The organism is Klebsiella sp. PL-2018 (assembly GCF_019048985.1).
Lineage (GTDB): Bacteria > Pseudomonadota > Gammaproteobacteria > Enterobacterales > Enterobacteriaceae > Klebsiella > Klebsiella michiganensis.
In genome coordinates this window covers 1-14930 of sequence record NZ_CP077674.1, presented here as the reverse complement: position 1 = coordinate 14930, position 14930 = coordinate 1, and the positions used below count along the sequence as shown (strand labels likewise).

Below are 14930 nucleotides of genomic sequence, written 5' to 3'. Positions count from 1 at the left end.
GAAACAGGGTTCTGCCTCCCCCGATATCCGATGCCGTATTCGGGACAAAACATTCAGGAATGGCGTTTTCTGCCGCCTCTGGCGGGACAATCCCCGAAGAGGCGGCAGGGCTTACGCGTTCCGGTCAATGCGGTCTTTGACATCAGAAACAGTGTCGCTGACGGCCTCGCCTGCTGCGGCAGCTTTTTCTTCCGCTGCGTCTACTGCGTCCCGTGCGGCCCCCGCAACATCCTCTGCTTTGTCGGTTGCTGTAGCCCTGGCATCAGCGGCTTTGTTTTCAGCAGAGCTGGCGATATCTTTTGCCGTATCAGACGCCGTTTCTGCTTTACCAGCGACAGCATCTTTTACACCGGTAACAGCGTTATCCGTGTTTTTTTTGATTTTATCGGCAGTGGCATTGATTTCATCTGCAACATCATCCACGAACTTTTTTCCTTTGTTCTTCAGGTCATCCAGAAAACTCATACTGTATCTCCTTGCTGTAAAGTAAAAAATGGCAGCTGACGGTATCAGCTGTCGAAGAGGTGCGTGATATTCATAAAGTTATGAGCTATCAATTTCAGGCCACCCTGAGTGCTATTTTCCCGGAACCGGAGCCCGCTGCACAGACGGTCTAATTGATACGCTTACGCAAGTGCGACAACTTAAAAGCGATATCCGCTGACGCAAAATCAATCCGTTACGCATCGCGCTTGGTTAAATAACGTACTTAACGTACAAAAAATTCCGATCTCCAAACTAACCCCCCCCCCTTCATCGTCAATTGAGACGGTATTCCATCTCATGGGTATCTACTGGGTCTTCATTGCTGATCATCGTAAATACGTAATCGAGACAGTGATGCAGCCCCCAGATATCCACATAGTCATAGGTTCCCCGGAGTGCCTGTTTTTGAGCATCCTTCTCTCTCAACTGGGCATATGCATACCATTCACGAGCACTTCCAAAGCGGTGATGCCAATCATGACAAACCAACGATCCCTGGACGATCAGCATTCTGCATGGCAAATGGAAGAACAGATGTGCAAGGCCCCATCTTATCCAGCGACCGCTGTTTCCCAGAGAGAAATCTGCCGGGCATCGGGAACCACAGAAACGTGCCTGGCAATTTTTCACATGGCTATCACGCACGGTTTCATCCGATCTCCGCAACAACCATACATGCTCGGTTAACAGGTGCAGCAATGAGGCCATCTGGTACACGACGACAAAAGGCACGAGAATGACGAGGGTGAAGAACAGTGCCCCATATTTCACCGCGACGCCAACCAGGAACGCCGTCCACACCAGCGACATGATGCGGCGGTAAAAAGCCACATCGGCGTAGTTGGACAGGATCCGCCCCCACAAGTATGACAGATGGAAAGATGGATTGAGCAGCGTCAGGAGGAGATTTCTGTATAGCGCTCTCTTGCTTTTTCCCGGAGTGAAGCCGAGCTTGTAGATAGCGGCCAGATCCTTGTCCTGAAATGTAGAGAAGTCCTTGCCATGGTGTTCGTAGACATGGAACCTGCGATACGGTCCATACGGCTGCACGATGAATATCGTTGACAGGATTTCACACAGAATTTTATTTACAAGCTTGCTCCTGAATAAATGTCCGTGGACGCCGTGATGAATAATTGTTGCGACCACGTATCGTGCGCCTGAGGCGGAAAATATCACACCGACGGAATACAGCGCGATCGCAACGGCAATATTACGACTGCCACGAAACGAAAACGCTGTCAGAAAAACACCTATGGCAACCCAGGCTAGCGACCACAAAACCATTTCCACAGAGGTTGAGCGCCAGAGTTGATCCCGATTGAGAATTTCCTTGCCCGTCAACCACGTCCATACCCCTTGAAGCGGCAGTCTTTCGTAAGATTTTCTTATTTCTGTAGATTCATCATATCCCTTTATTAATGTCTCCATGGCACCTCCCTTTGATTTCTTCAGTTACAACACATAAACGAGTACGTAGAACACCAGCAAACTCGTGAGTACCGAGGCCACCATCTGCCGGATAAATATGGCGCTCACCACAGCGTAGATTGCTCCCAGAAAATACGGATTCCCCGGGAACGCCCTTACGATGCCGTTCTCCATAAGAATGATCGGGCCGCAAATGGCGGTGAGCAGACATGGCGCGGAATACCGTAATGCATCGTGGAATACCTGCGGCATCTTCAGCGGCGTGTTCGGGTCGAGAAAAACGTAGCGATTGACAAAGACAACCGCAGCCAGCGTCAACAAGAGAGCCCAGGTCATAGCCGCTCCTTCGCGATACGGGATACAAAGACAGAAATCATCATGCTCGCGCAGCCCGCGATCACAATCGCTCCTTCGATATCCAGATACGTGAGCAGCATGGAAAGCAGGAGCGATGAGATGACGCCAACGAGCGTGCTGATGTTCTTGATCATTGGCACGACAATCGTGATGAAGGTCGCGATGATGGAGAAATCCAGGTGGTATTTATCGAGGTTCGGGATGGACGTCGCCATCGCGATACCCATCAGGCTGAAAACAACCCATCCGATATAGAACGTAATCCCTGCGCCCAGCAAATAACTGAACGTCAGATCACGCTTCCGCTCCTCCTTGCTGCTCAACGCGAACAGTTCGTCGGTCAGCAAAAATCCGATCGGCAACCGGAATCGTAGATGCAGCGTTGAAACGAATTTCCGAAGATTCAATCCGTAAATCAGGTGCTGCGAGGTGATGAAGAACACCGAAATGATGACCGTGAGTGCATTTGCTCCCGACATTATCAGTCCCAGGGTGACCAGCTGAGCGGCACCCGCAAAGAAGATCGCGGACATGCCGACGCTCTGCCAAAAATCGAGCCCGGATTGAACTGCCATCGAGCCCGCGAGTATTCCCCATGGAATCACTGACACGCAAAGCGGCAGCATCTCTATGACACCGCTAAAGAACTCCCGTCGCCGTGAATGCTGATGCCTTGATGAATGTTCATCAGGTATTGTTTTTTCCATTATTGGCTTGTCATTCTGAAAGATAGAAGTTGACTGAGGCTAACAACGTGGAAGGCCGGCGTATTGGATGAATTTGCTCATCACATCGGCGGTCATGCTTGGACTTCTGGCGCAAGTGGTGGCCGGCTACATGGCCACAGATTTCATCGCTAGCAGACACGCGCTCGGATGTTCCCGGCGCGATGGCACCCAGGTGGCTTGCTGCCACGCACAGAGGCGGTAGTGAGTTCCGAAGCTACCGGGGCGGTTCTTCGAGAACCGGATTTTGCGGGCCGGTATGCTCGCGCCCGGCCGGAAGCTTATGAGATGCTTCGGACAAACTCGCCCGGCGTGATGCCTACCGCTCCTTTGAAGTGACGGCTGAGATGGCTCTGATCCGTAAAGCCGCATAGCGTGGACACGGTTGCAATGGGGTACCCTTTTAGCAGCAACTCTTTTGCCTTACGGACTCGGGCCTGAACCAGGTACGCATGAGGCGGTATACCGACCGCCGTTTTGAACTGTCGCAGGAAATGCCAAGGGCTCAGCCCGGCGATTTCAGCAAGCTCCAGCAGGGACAAATCCCTTTCAGGACAACTGTCGATGATTTCCTTGATCATCATGATGCGCTGCTCTGCGGGCGGCAGTTCACGAGGAGATAGCCGTGTTTTGCCGTGGCGCATCATCAGCCAGGTTAGTGATGACATCAACAACGTCTCCTTGAATAGCGTATTTCCCGGCTGCGCAAGCAACGTAAAGGTCATCATAAGCTGTTGTGCTAGTCCCGGGTCGTGCAGCACCGCGTCGGGAAACCACGGCACACTTCCCTCCGACTGGCGGATGTCCCTAGAAATGGACTTGAACAAATCGGGATGAGGATAAATGGCCCTGTAAGCCCAGCCGTTTTCCAGTTGGGAGCAACCGGTATGCACGTCATCGGCATTGACAAGAATGATGTCCCCTCTGGGTGCCACATGTTCCCCTCCGGAGCGATAGAACCGCTGGGCTCCTTCCTCGATCACGCCTATGCAATAGGTCTCATGAACGTGCCGCGGAAAGCGCTGGCGAACGTAACGGGCCTGAAGCATCTCCAGACCACCCAGTTCGCTAAGGTGACGATACCTAGCTTTCTCCTCGGTCCGTTTTTTTCCTGCCATCCGGCGATCTCCTTTTTTGTACAAAATTGCTGATCCTAGCTCCAGAAAAATGCGCCATGTGGTAGCGATTCAGATGCACTCAACAAAGTTGCGTTGCGGCATGCATGCACACCAGTTGACCTTGAGTACGCGAGCACACCCGTGCCAGTCTTTACTGATGAGGTGTGCCGACCTGGGGCAACGGAAGCTTGCGTGCATCCTTCAACAACAGCAGTAGCTGCTGCTCCCGTACGGACGATGTCTCAAAGCCGAAGCACTGGTAGAAGCGTGCGGCTTCATCATCGATCGGATGCGTCAGCATGGCCCGCACGCCAGCTTGCTCGGAGATGATGACCGTGCGCCGGATTGCTTCCTACAGAAGCCCCACGCCAATACCGCGCCATGCATATGCTGGTCGACAGCCAACCGCGCCAGAATGACAACGGGCACGGGATACGCCCCCATTCCCTTTCGCACACGGTCAGGCGCTTCCAGGGTATCGATCTGGCCCACAGTCAGGCTGAAATACCCAACGACCCGCTGTTCGTCAGCCACGACATAGGTTTTGGCTGGGCCGCAGGACTGTGACTGCCGGGCATGCCGCACCAGCCAGTCGTAAAAACTGGCTTTGCCGCAATCGAATTCTTCGAGCACATGACCTGCAGCCAGCACTGACGGCACCGTCAATGCCATCAGCTACTCCACGGTGCAAAGCGCGAGAACAGATCCTTCAGTTCTGCATTGTCCTGCGCCGGTAGATCCAGTAGCTCCAGAAACGCATGCGACTGGCTGTGCTTATCCGACTTTATTCATGTGAGGCATCAGCCAACAGCCCGTTACTCCTTGCCCGGAACAATCAGGACATCAAGCCGCTCAGCTAGGTCGAGCACGTCGTCGTAAGTGGTCGGATCGTTAACCAGGCTGAGCGACTCACCAGTCTGGCAAAGCGATTCCGGGGAAATCCGATCACCAAACAATATCATCGCCCGTGCGGTGTCATCCTGCCTTGAAACCCATGACATCCCCAGCGCCGTCGGGCATTCCTGATAAATCTTTTCGGCCCATTTGCGGGTCGTTGGGTACTGATCCTTCTCCGTATCGATTAACGCGTTACGAGTAATACCCAACTTACGCAACGGCACGGTGGCAAGATCCACCAGTTCCAGATCCTGGGTAACCTCAAGCGTGGAGTGTACCTGCCCTTCCAGCTTACTTTTATCGTAGGTTTTAACCCCAGGTGTAAACGGGACATCGTGGAAGACCGTCTCCATCATGGCGCAGTCTTTGGTCACACCCGCGTAAATAGTCGGAATGGGCTCACCTTCCGCATTCTGAATAGGACTGAAGCGCGCGTTGCCGAGCCGGCCAGGATTAAACTGCTCGGCTGCGTACCGCTCAGGGTGAACACGGTGCAACACGGTCCCTTTCTTCAGTGAGTACGGGGTGGTCTTCAGGGAGCCTGCGGGCGGCAGTGGCGTGGTCCCGGCCTCACGCTGCTCCGCCGGCTCCGCTGCCGCTTTATCCCTGGCAAGAGGCTTAGCCATGCTCTACCCCCTGAACTTCATCCCTGGCGGCGGCAATCACCCGCTCGGGCTGTGTAGCCAGCAGGTCCTGCGGCCGTCTCCCGCCCAGAAAGCTGTTGGCCGACAAGAACCAGAACGCCATCCCCCAACCATCCTTATGACCTTCAAACACCTCGATCACCTGCGCCAGTGCTTTCAGTGGCCGGAAGCCCTCATCCTTGTCCAGACCATAGGCCGGGAAATAATCAACACCATTATGGCGGATAGCGAAGATGCGTCCGGCCTTCTTCCATTTATTCGGCTGCGCGCTCGGATTGGCAGTGCTTAACTGTGCCAGTTGGGTCAGTTGGGCCGCCGTCAGCCAGTCGCCACTCTCCAGAACGGCCTTGCGCGCTTTAATCAGCATCGCTGCTTCTTTGAGAATGCGCGGTGGTGCAGGTGTCGACGGCACAAACACCTCCGCCAGGCGCTCCAGCGTTGCACGGCTTTGATGTTGCTGTTGAAACAGTCCAAACATGGAATACGCCATGTTTGACAGGTTTTCCATCAGAACCTTGGTACCGCTGTGGTTCTGATGTTCAAACGAGAAAACCAGTACGTGCTTGGCATGGGATTTACCGAGGCGGACCGTCACTTCTTTCGGGGTTCCAATCAGAGTGGAAACCCCAGGGTGCTCTTTGTGGACACTCATGGATGCTCTCCCGTGTGGGTTATGAACACGATATAATAATAGCATATCCGAAATAACCTTCCAAAGGATTACTACCGACTCTGTCGCATTAAGAAGTTGTCAGATAACATATTGTTTTTTTGCGATGTTACCTGACTATGCAGCTGATCCGACAAGCCTTCAAACGCCTGCACTATCCTGTTGATATTATTGCTCAGTGTGTTCGCTGGTATCAGGCATACTCACTCAGCCTGCGAAATCTGGAGGAGATAATGGCAGAGCGTGGGATTATCGTTGATCATTCCACACTTCACCGTTGGGTCATTCGCCCGGTACCGCTTCTGGATAAGGCCTTTCGTCGGCATAAACGTACCACAGGACGGCGCTGGCGAATGGACGAAACCTACATCAAAATCAAAGGCCAGTGGAAATATCTGTACCGGGCAGTCGATACGGCAGGCCAGACTATCGACTTCCTGCTGACAGCGAAACGGGACGCCGCTGCCGCCTTACGCTTCTTTCGCAAGGCAATTCGCCATCACGGCGAACCGGTAGTAGTCACTGTCGATAAAAGTGGCGCTAACACCGCAGCGCTGGTCAGGCTCAACGCCGACAAACCTGATGAGGAAACGATTAGCATCAGGCAAAGCAAGTATCTGAACAACCTGGTCGAGCAGGATCACCGAAATATCAAATGTCGAATACGCCTGATGCTGGGATTCAAATCGTTTCGGCGGGCACAGACGATTCTGGCCGGCATTGAGTTAATTCATATGATACGAAAAGGGCAATATCAACATCCGGCAGGTGACGTGATCTCACCTGCGGAACAGTTCTCTTTGCTGGCAGCCTAAACAACCGACAGCGCAACTTTTGCTGGCTCCACATCACTAATGCGACAGAGCTGTTGTGTGCCAGGAACGGGCGTTGCTGTCAGTTCAGTATATTAATCAATATAGGGATTATTGGTTGTTACCGACCCAAACCAATACCACGCCTTCAACATCATTTTTCCCCTTTGTCCAAAATGCGTTCACCTTGCCACAGTCTGGCTACGTACGACTCATCATTATGCAGCGAATTGGGGGAGGATGGAGGGGGAGGAGACTCTCCTGTCATGGCTTTTACTTCTCGATAAACAACAACGCGAGAACATTTTCGAGCATGGTGAGAACGACCTGCGGATCGGGCTTATCGAGCGCCCCTAACGCCAAGCCGCGCTCGAGCGTAACGATAAAGCTGGCAAATGTGGCGGGCGTCATGTGATAAGGCAACTCCCCAACTTTCTGTGCCAGACGAGCTTCTTCTTCCAGCCACTGCACGAACGCGGCACGTTCATCCCGCAACTGGTTGGATAATTCCCCTTCCCCGGTCTGAAACGCCAGAGCGGAAAAAGTCATCATGCAGCCCAAAGGTTTGTCGTTACAGCTAAACAGGATGAAAGCGGCCGTCAAAAAGGCAGTGATGCGCTGTTGAAAGCTTAACCCTTTATTCTCGAGGGTTTGCTGAAGCCCTTGCAGCCACGTCTGCCGATAGTAGGCCAGGGCTGCAGCGTACATCCCTTCTTTGTTGCCAAAAGCCAGGTACAAAGAAGCGGGTTTCATGCCTGTCGCTTGTGTCAAATCGGAAATGGAGGTTGACGCATAGCCTTTTGAAGCAAAGACCTGGAACAAAGCCCCGACCAATGCCTCTTCCGACATGAGCTTGGGCCGCCCAGTTTTCTTACTTTTTATCATGATGTTACCTTACATTTTAATAGTTTCGCATAACGTATTTTACCTTATTTTTGAGCAATCGCTAAAAAAATATTTGCACCCACAATCCAGCCAGGCTATATATTTTAGCGACCACTAAAAAACGTCCTCTAAGGAGAACATCATGAAATAGATCATCATTGCTTCAATCCTGGCATTCAGCGCAGTCCCTGCTTTTGCACAAAACACGACAGAAATTACGCAGTCGCACCAATGTGAACTGTTGCGCATCGGGAGTATCACCGCCTCTATCGGCACCATTGATGAGTTAACGCATCAACTTGCGGCAAAAGCTCAGAATGCCAGGGCTGATTATTTTCGGATCAACCATCTGAATACCAATCAACTCGGTTATGCCACGGCAACGCTTTATAACAATGCCGATGCCAAAGCGTAATTAGAAACAACTCTCTTGTTGATATTAAAAATATGTAGCCACACATGCTGCAGCAATTTCAACCAGGAAATACATTATGAAAAAGTCACTGAAAATTGCACTTATCGCCTCTCACCTCGCACTATTTGGTATTGGTTTCGGCGCAGGAATATATATCTTACCAGTCCTGACCGCGGAAAAAAATTCCACCACGGAAGAGATCCAAACCGTTAAAGACAATGCACGCTATAACGGTGTCTTTGATAAAAACCAGAAAGGCAGCAATGCTGTGCACTGGGCAGAAGGCAAGCTGTATGTGAATGATAAAGAGATAGCCTTTGAAGGCAGCGTCGCGCCCGGACCGGATTACAAGATCTACTTGACCAAAAACCAGGCCAATGATCGTGAATCCTTCATGAAAATCAAAGAAGACTCACTTTATATTGGCGACCTTAAAAACTTCGGTAATTTCAAAAAGAGCCTTCCGAATGGTGTCAATATTGACGAATACACCACCGTACAAATCTGGTGTGAGAAATTTGAACAGTTTATTTCTTCGGCTTCGTTCAAATAAACAAGTTCATAGCGGAATCACTTATCCTGGCTCTGTCGCATTAGTGATGTGGAGCCAGCAAAAGTTGCGCTGTCGGTTGTTTAGGCTGCCAGCAAAGAGAACTGTTCCGCAGGTGAGATCACGTCACCTGCCGGATGTTGATATTGCCCTTTTCGTATCATATGAATTAACTCAATGCCGGCCAGAATCGTCTGTGCCCGCCGAAACGATTTGAATCCCAGCATCAGGCGTATTCGACATTTGATATTTCGGTGATCCTGCTCGACCAGGTTGTTCATTAATAGGAATTAAAACCTGAAACTGAACAACAAACAACCACCATTTTTGACTCCCGGCCAGCGCTGACGGAGGTCTGGTGATTGTTTGCTTCAATCGGTAATCGCTCATTTATCGGTGATATCGATTAACTGACCGTCTTTTAAACTTTCCCTGCGCTGCGGACGGATCTTCCCTGCATCCGCGCCTAACCGCACATTTTCATCTGCGCCAGCTGCTCATGCCGTGCCACCAGTTCCGCAAGCCGCAGCCCCCGTTTCAGCCCGCTGAAACACATTATCTTCCCGCACAAAATGCACGCCAGTGGGTCCACTTTCAGCAGCCGCTGGTACAGCCCCCGCCATGTCACCTTCCGCGCCGTTTTACGCTGCGTCTCTGTTAACAGATACACGACTTCCAGCACGGCCCGCTTTGACGGACTCAGAAAACCGTAATACCGCACCATCCGGAACCGCTTCTCCGGCACGTGCCAGGAGAAGCGTTCCATAAACTCATCCCCGCTCAGCGTCAGCATCTCCTCCTGCTTTGTCCGGTGACTGCGGTAGCGCATGATAATTTCATCCCGCCCGGCGTAGTGCTCCAGCCGGCTCATCGACACCGGGGGCTTCTTAAGGTAAGCCCCGAAGTACATCGCCACGTGCGTGGCGTTGTCCATCACCTTCGACACCCGCACATTCAATTTTCTCCTGTTCGCCGCAGGCCATAACAAGTCGCAGCCGTCAGGCTGCCTACTTGATGAGGCAGACAAGGAATTTATCGGAAAAAGCAGAGGCGATCACAATCGTCTGGGAATTGCCCTGCAAATAGGGTGCGTGCGTTTTCTGGGCACCTTTCTCACCGATATGAATCATATGGCTCTGTCGCATTAACGGAGGTAAGTCAGTAAAGCCTCGTGTTGCCACTTATTCAGGCAGCCAACAGATAAAATTGTTCTGCCGGTGACAATCCATCACCTTGCAGATGCTGTCCTTTGCGTATCATGTGGATTAACTCAATACCTGCCAGTATCGTCTGTGACCGGCGAAATGATTTGAATCCCAGCATCTGACGTATCCTGCGTTTGATATTTCGATGATCCTGCTCAATCAGGTTATTCAGATACTTGCATTGCCTGATGGTAATGGCTTCTTCCTCAGGGTTGTCGGCATTGAGCGTGGCCAGAGCCGCAGTATTCGCGCCGCTTTTATCTATCGTGACCACTTCAGGCTCGCCGTGGTTACGGATAGTTTTGCGGAAGAAGCGCAGCGCTGCTGCCGCATCCCGTCTGGCGGTAAGCAAAAAGTCGATGGTCTGGCCGTCGGTATCCACTGCGCGGTACAGATACTTCCACTGACCTTTGATTCTGATGTAGGTTTCATCCATACGCCATCGCCGACCGACTGTGCGCTTATGTCGGCGAAAGACCTTATCCAGCAACGGCACCAGGCGGATAACCCAGCGATGGAGCGTGGAATGATCAACGACAATGCCGCGCTCAGTCATCGTTTCCTCCAGATTACGCAGGCTCAGGGCATAAGCCAGGTACCCGCGAACACTCTGGGCAATAATATCGACGGGATAATGCAGCCGCCTGAAGGCATTTTGGATCAAAGGCATGGTCAGGTAACATCTTAAAAAATAGCATGTTACCCCACGATCCCTTAATGCGACAGAACCACGTTTTGTACGGTTGGCCCTCAAACCCCGTTATTGGGTAAGCTATAAGTTTTGCAAGGAAAAAGGATTAAAAATGGCTGTTACATGCCCAAAATGTGGTTCAGACAAAACACAGAAAAGAAACATTGGTACAAAGGTAGCAGGTGGAGCTGGTGCAGCCGCTGGAGGAATTGGCGCAATCGCCGGTGGGAGTGAAGGAGCCACCGTAGGAGCTGCAATTGGTTCAGCAATATTCCCAGGTATCGGGACTGTTGCCGGGGGGGTTATCGGTTTTCTTGGCGGTCTGGCAGCAGGTGCGGCTGTGGGTGCTGCTGCAGGAAAAGCAGTAGATGAATACATCTTAGATAAGTACAAATGTAATGCCTGTGAAAATACCTTCAGTGATGACTGATTTACCATAACATCCCTTGCCCGCACCGCCCCTGCCGGGTTCGCCGCGACAGGGGCGGAAGTCAGGTATAAAGGGCAACAAACCACCCGATAAACCGCCCCTGTCACGGCTGATATAATTTAAACACATGCATATTCATGCAGCCAGACGCATCAGCATTACTTACGTCACAAAACAGAGCTGTAACCGCCATTTCTGGTGGTTTTCTGTGTGAAAAACACCTAATCGCCATACTCCCTCTCTCCGAGCGTTTTTATCCGCTGCGGAACACTTCTGATCACCTCTTCGTGCCGTATAGGGGTTGTAAGCAGGAACCCGCCAAAATTTTGTGGCGTCAAAAATTTAATTGGCCCAGACAGCAATAGGGGATTCTTCGCCGGAAATCTGGATTTTTCTACGACCTGTAACGCCGAGCGTTAACCCCAGTTACTGGCTGACCCGTTTCGCGATAATTGAAAAAATCAGAGGCTCGACCTCAGTCGGCTTCCCGCCGTTAAAGTTGGGATTGTGGACCTGTTGATACGGAAACTGGCTTTTATCAGCAGCCCAGGTGGAAGTGTCGGTCGAGTCCGTCAAGGTGGTGTAAATTCAGATCCGGCCTTCCGGTCCGGTAATATGTCTGTTAAGCGCTGAGTGGCAGCGCCTCGATTACTTCAGTTTCAGCGGCCTGGTCTATCTCCGTCATAGTATGTTGTGGCAGATAACGGTTCTGCAGCAGCCATTCCGTTCTGTTCCGTCAGCACGGCCCCCAGAAGTCGGGTTATGCTCTCTTCATTGGGGAAGATGCCCACTACGTCAGCACGCCGCTTCACCTCTTTGTTCAGGCGTTCCAGTGTGTTGGTGGAGTGGATCTTCACCCGATGCGCTTTAGGGAAGCTGAAGTATGCCAGCACATCTGCTTCGGCCTCGTCCATTGATAGGAATTAAAACCTGAAACTGAACAACAAACAACCACCATTTTTGACTCCCGGCCAGCGCTGACGGAGGTCTGGTGATTGTTTGCTTCAATCAGTAATTGCTCATTTATCGGTGATATCGATTAACTGACCGTCTTTTAAACTTTCCCTGCGCTGCGGACGGATCTTCCCTGCATCCGCGCCTAACCGCACATTTTCATCTGCGCCAGCTGCTCATGCCGTGCCACCAGTTCCGCAAGCCGCAGCCCCCGTTTCAGCCCGCTGAAACACATTATCTTCCCGCACAAAATGCACGCCAGTGGGTCCACTTTCAGCAGCCGCTGGTACAGCCCCCGCCATGTCACCATCCGCGCCGTTTTACGCTGCGTCTCTGTTAACAGATACACGACTTCCAGCACGGCCCGCTTTGACGGGCTCAGAAAACCGTAATACCGCACCATCCGGAACCGTTTCTCCGGCACATGCCAGGAAAAGCGTTCCATAAACTCATCCCCGCTCAGCGTCAGCGTCTCCTCCTGCTTTGTCCGGTGACTGCGGTAGCGCATGATAATTTCATCCCGCCCGGCGTAGTGCTCCAGCCGGCTCATCGACACCGGGGGCTTCTTAAGGTAAGCCCCGAAGTACATCGCCACGTGCGTGGCGTTGTCCATCACCTTCGACACCCGCACATTCCATTTTCTCCTGTAGTGCCGGTCCAGAAAGCGATTCCAGTCCTGCCTGCTGCGACTTTCTGCAGCCAGGGTTGCCGGTATCTCCAGCCGCCAGAATTCCCGGCGCAGCAGGTCAGTGATACGCCAGCGCCACATCGGCATCACGTTGCGGGCGTAAAACTGCACTTTCTTCCAGGTACTGGCGTCAGTAATCCCGCCGGCCGTTGTGGAAAGGTGAATATGCGGATGCCACTGCTGGTCGCGCCCCCAGGTATGGATGACGCTGAAGCAGTCCGGTAGAAAGTCGCCCCGCCGGCCGGTTTCCAGAACAACATCAGCCGCGAGGCGGCTCATTTCGGCGAGCAGCCAGCGGTTATGGTCTATCAGGGGCCAGAACTCACAGGGGAGGGTGAAGGTGATGTGCTGCCATTCACCGTCGGGCACCAGGGCGAGAAGATACTGTATCCAGACTTCGCCGGCTTTTACGCCGCAGTGTGGCAGGAGCGGCTTTTACAGCGAAAACAGACTTTTTTGAGTGACCACATCCGGGGTCAGGGCATTGCCAGCATGTGTATCCCATGAGCGTGGTGCCGCAGGCCATGATTTTAGTGACGGCCTCAATGACGGCGGGACGAACAGAGCCTTCAGGCTGTTTGTGATACCAGCTAAGCCAGCAGTTGCCCTGCTGAAAGATATCGGCGAAGCGGGGAAGCATAATCATTTCACAGAAGAAGTGTGAGCCCGGGTTATAACAGTCGCCGAAGGCCATGACAAGTCGCAGCCGTCAGGCTGCCTACTTGGGCAGGGCCGAACATACGGCATGAAGGCCCGGCTGCCGGAGAAGCTGGATTATCTCTGGCGCTCCTGCCATGGCGATATTGCCGAACAGAGTGACCTGTTCCGCCTGACGTATGCCTTCGAGCTCGCCAAAGATGCTGGCTGGATTTACAATTTGCTGACCGACCGGGAATGGACCGGCCGTCATGGGTGAAGCTGAATGCCGGCATTAACGGCATTTACGCCCTGCGCAGCAGCATTGATAATGGCTTTGATGAGAACGGCAGGGGCGCTATCCCCTGGCTGTTCGCATCACCGGGAATATTGAGGCTGTGACGGAGTTGTTTGCCATGTGTGGCTGGATGGTGACGCCTCGCGATGGAGACGTCATGCCTTATGAATTTTTGCTGACGGTTATCGTTTAACTATCTGGCTGAGAATGAATTTTTTTTCAAAAAAGGAGTGAAGGGTATGAGAATTTCCTGGGCTGCGCTGTTGCTGTTTTTAAGTACGGCAACAGGCGCTGCAGATAATTTTATTACTTTTGTTTGCACTGGTAATACGGACGGAGCCCTATGGGTGAAGCACTGAGTAAACATTATATATCAGAACGAAACCTCGATATTGTTGCTCAGTCTCGTGGTGTTAATGTTGACCCTGGTGAAATCACGCCAGAGCAAGGGACCGTCATTACGCTTAAAGCAAGGGGTATTGATGTTTCATCTCACAGGGCTACGCAACTGACCGGGAACGACATTTCTGAATCCGGCCTGCTGCTGACAATGACCGGGAAACACCGTGATAAAATACTGTCTCAGTACCCGGAAGCTAAGGGCAAGGTATTTACAGTCTATGAGTATGCAAAAGGAAACAGTGAAGATTTAAGTGACCCGTACGGGATGCCTCTTTCAGCATATAAAGCCCTTGAAACTCAGCTTGATGAGTTATTACCTCTGGCTCTGGATAAATTTGATAAACAAAACCGCGTCAGCAAACGTTAAGTTTTTTCTATTTCAGGTCAAATGAAGACATGAGGCTCATGATTGAAAATTATTTTAATGCGACATGGTAAGCCTGCCTATTCCAGCAGTAGAAGACTATTAAGCGATGAAATGTTCGGATGGATAAATCAATATAACTTATCGGACATTGGCAGTGACGTTCCACCTGAAAGCTGTAAGCGTGCTGCAAGCATCGCATCAAAGGTTGTGTGCAGTGATTTGCCCAGGGCGGTTTCATCAGTTTATGCACTGGGATGTGAACCTGGCCT

Annotated in this window: 16 protein-coding genes and 5 pseudogenes; 7 read left to right on the top strand and 14 right to left on the bottom strand. The window is 51.9% G+C overall.

Translation table 11 applies throughout. The annotated features are described in order from the left end of the window. Positions 1-111: 111 nt before the first annotated feature. From MKleb_RS27615 to MKleb_RS27580, 8 genes and pseudogenes are all read right to left on the bottom strand, one after another. The gene (locus MKleb_RS27615) at positions 112-465 is read right to left on the bottom strand and encodes a hypothetical protein (RefSeq protein ID WP_217076907.1); all 354 of its coding nucleotides are present in this window, start codon (positions 463-465) and stop codon (positions 112-114) included. Between the two features lie 294 nt (positions 466-759). Continuing rightward, positions 760-1917, bottom strand: coding sequence for a hypothetical protein (locus MKleb_RS27610; protein ID WP_228740815.1), 1158 nt, complete (start codon positions 1915-1917; stop codon positions 760-762). Positions 1918-1941: 24 nt separating this feature from the next. After that, entirely contained in the window at positions 1942-2253 is a 312-nt protein-coding gene (locus MKleb_RS27605; protein ID WP_217076906.1) for an AzlD domain-containing protein, read from the bottom strand. After that, entirely contained in the window at positions 2250-2981 is a 732-nt protein-coding gene (locus MKleb_RS27600) for an AzlC family ABC transporter permease (RefSeq protein ID WP_217076905.1), read from the bottom strand. Before MKleb_RS27600 ends, MKleb_RS27605 begins: the two co-directional genes overlap by 4 nt. 299 nt (positions 2982-3280) lie before the next feature. Beyond that, the gene (locus tag MKleb_RS27595) at positions 3281-4117 is read right to left on the bottom strand and encodes an AraC family transcriptional regulator (protein ID WP_217076904.1); all 837 of its coding nucleotides are present in this window, start codon (positions 4115-4117) and stop codon (positions 3281-3283) included. Between the two features lie 151 nt (positions 4118-4268). Then, positions 4269-4789 (bottom strand): annotated as a pseudogene (locus tag MKleb_RS27590) (GNAT family N-acetyltransferase). A gap of 143 nt (positions 4790-4932) precedes the next feature. Beyond that, positions 4933-5640 carry an RES family NAD+ phosphorylase gene (locus MKleb_RS27585; RefSeq protein ID WP_217076903.1) on the bottom strand — a complete coding sequence of 236 codons (708 nt, stop codon included), beginning with the start codon at positions 5638-5640 and terminating at the stop codon, positions 4933-4935. Beyond that, positions 5633-6310: a hypothetical protein gene (locus tag MKleb_RS27580; RefSeq protein WP_217076901.1), complete on the bottom strand. Its 678-nt coding sequence runs from the start codon at positions 6308-6310 to the stop codon at positions 5633-5635. Before MKleb_RS27580 ends, MKleb_RS27585 begins: the two co-directional genes overlap by 8 nt. Before the next feature lie 137 nt (positions 6311-6447). Between MKleb_RS27580 and MKleb_RS27575 the strand changes: the two genes are divergently transcribed. Further along, the gene (locus MKleb_RS27575; RefSeq protein WP_217076900.1) at positions 6448-7143 is read left to right on the top strand and encodes an IS6 family transposase; all 696 of its coding nucleotides are present in this window, start codon (positions 6448-6450) and stop codon (positions 7141-7143) included. A gap of 270 nt (positions 7144-7413) precedes the next feature. Here MKleb_RS27575 and MKleb_RS27570 read toward each other — a convergent pair whose 3' ends face one another. Beyond that, positions 7414-8025, bottom strand: a complete 612-nt coding sequence (locus MKleb_RS27570) for a TetR/AcrR family transcriptional regulator (RefSeq protein WP_217076899.1) — start codon at positions 8023-8025, stop codon at positions 7414-7416. 241 nt (positions 8026-8266) lie between these two features. On the opposite strand from MKleb_RS27570, the gene MKleb_RS27565 reads away from it, so the two are divergent. Both MKleb_RS27565 and MKleb_RS27560 read left to right on the top strand, forming a co-directional pair. Beyond that, positions 8267-8440: a YdgH/BhsA/McbA family protein gene (locus MKleb_RS27565; RefSeq protein ID WP_217076897.1), complete on the top strand. Its 174-nt coding sequence runs from the start codon at positions 8267-8269 to the stop codon at positions 8438-8440. A gap of 76 nt (positions 8441-8516) precedes the next feature. Continuing rightward, positions 8517-8993: a DM13 domain-containing protein gene (locus tag MKleb_RS27560; protein WP_217076895.1), complete on the top strand. Its 477-nt coding sequence runs from the start codon at positions 8517-8519 to the stop codon at positions 8991-8993. Positions 8994-9073: 80 nt separating this feature from the next. Here the strand turns inward: MKleb_RS27560 and MKleb_RS27555 are convergent. Together MKleb_RS27555 and MKleb_RS27550 are read right to left on the bottom strand one after the other, a co-directional pair. Beyond that, positions 9074-9271, bottom strand: a pseudogene (locus MKleb_RS27555) (DDE-type integrase/transposase/recombinase); the annotation flags it as partial. Positions 9272-9456: 185 nt separating this feature from the next. Further along, positions 9457-10026, bottom strand: a complete 570-nt coding sequence (locus tag MKleb_RS27550; RefSeq protein ID WP_416381401.1) for a transposase — start codon at positions 10024-10026, stop codon at positions 9457-9459. On the opposite strand from MKleb_RS27550, the pseudogene MKleb_RS30030 reads away from it, so the two are divergent. Next, positions 10001-10123, top strand: a pseudogene (locus MKleb_RS30030) (DUF4158 domain-containing protein); the annotation flags it as partial. The gene MKleb_RS27550 and the pseudogene MKleb_RS30030 sit on opposite strands and share 26 nt — an antisense overlap. Positions 10124-10175: 52 nt before the next feature. Here the strand turns inward: MKleb_RS30030 and MKleb_RS27540 are convergent. Continuing rightward, on the bottom strand, positions 10176-10865 hold the full coding sequence (locus MKleb_RS27540; RefSeq protein WP_217076891.1) for an IS6 family transposase: 690 nt from the start codon (positions 10863-10865) through the stop codon (positions 10176-10178). A gap of 133 nt (positions 10866-10998) precedes the next feature. Here MKleb_RS27540 and MKleb_RS27535 point away from each other — a divergent pair, with 133 nt between their 5' ends. Further along, positions 10999-11316, top strand: a complete 318-nt coding sequence (locus MKleb_RS27535) for a hypothetical protein (protein WP_217076890.1) — start codon at positions 10999-11001, stop codon at positions 11314-11316. A 622-nt stretch (positions 11317-11938) separates the two neighbouring features. Here MKleb_RS27535 and MKleb_RS27530 read toward each other — a convergent pair. Together MKleb_RS27530 and MKleb_RS27525 are read right to left on the bottom strand one after the other, a co-directional pair. Beyond that, a pseudogene (locus tag MKleb_RS27530) lies at positions 11939-12230 on the bottom strand (transposase); the annotation flags it as partial. Between the two features lie 185 nt (positions 12231-12415). Continuing rightward, positions 12416-13598 (bottom strand): annotated as a pseudogene (locus MKleb_RS27525) (IS91 family transposase). A 105-nt stretch (positions 13599-13703) separates the two neighbouring features. Between MKleb_RS27525 and MKleb_RS27520 the strand changes: the two are divergent. Both MKleb_RS27520 and MKleb_RS27515 read left to right on the top strand, forming a co-directional pair. After that, positions 13704-13874 (top strand): hypothetical protein, encoded by a 171-nt coding sequence (locus tag MKleb_RS27520; RefSeq protein ID WP_217076889.1) that lies wholly within the window; start codon positions 13704-13706, stop codon positions 13872-13874. A gap of 361 nt (positions 13875-14235) precedes the next feature. Next, a complete protein-coding gene (locus MKleb_RS27515) occupies positions 14236-14661 on the top strand; it encodes an arsenate reductase/protein-tyrosine-phosphatase family protein (RefSeq protein WP_217076902.1) in 426 nt (141 codons plus the stop codon). Positions 14662-14930 lie beyond the last annotated feature (269 nt).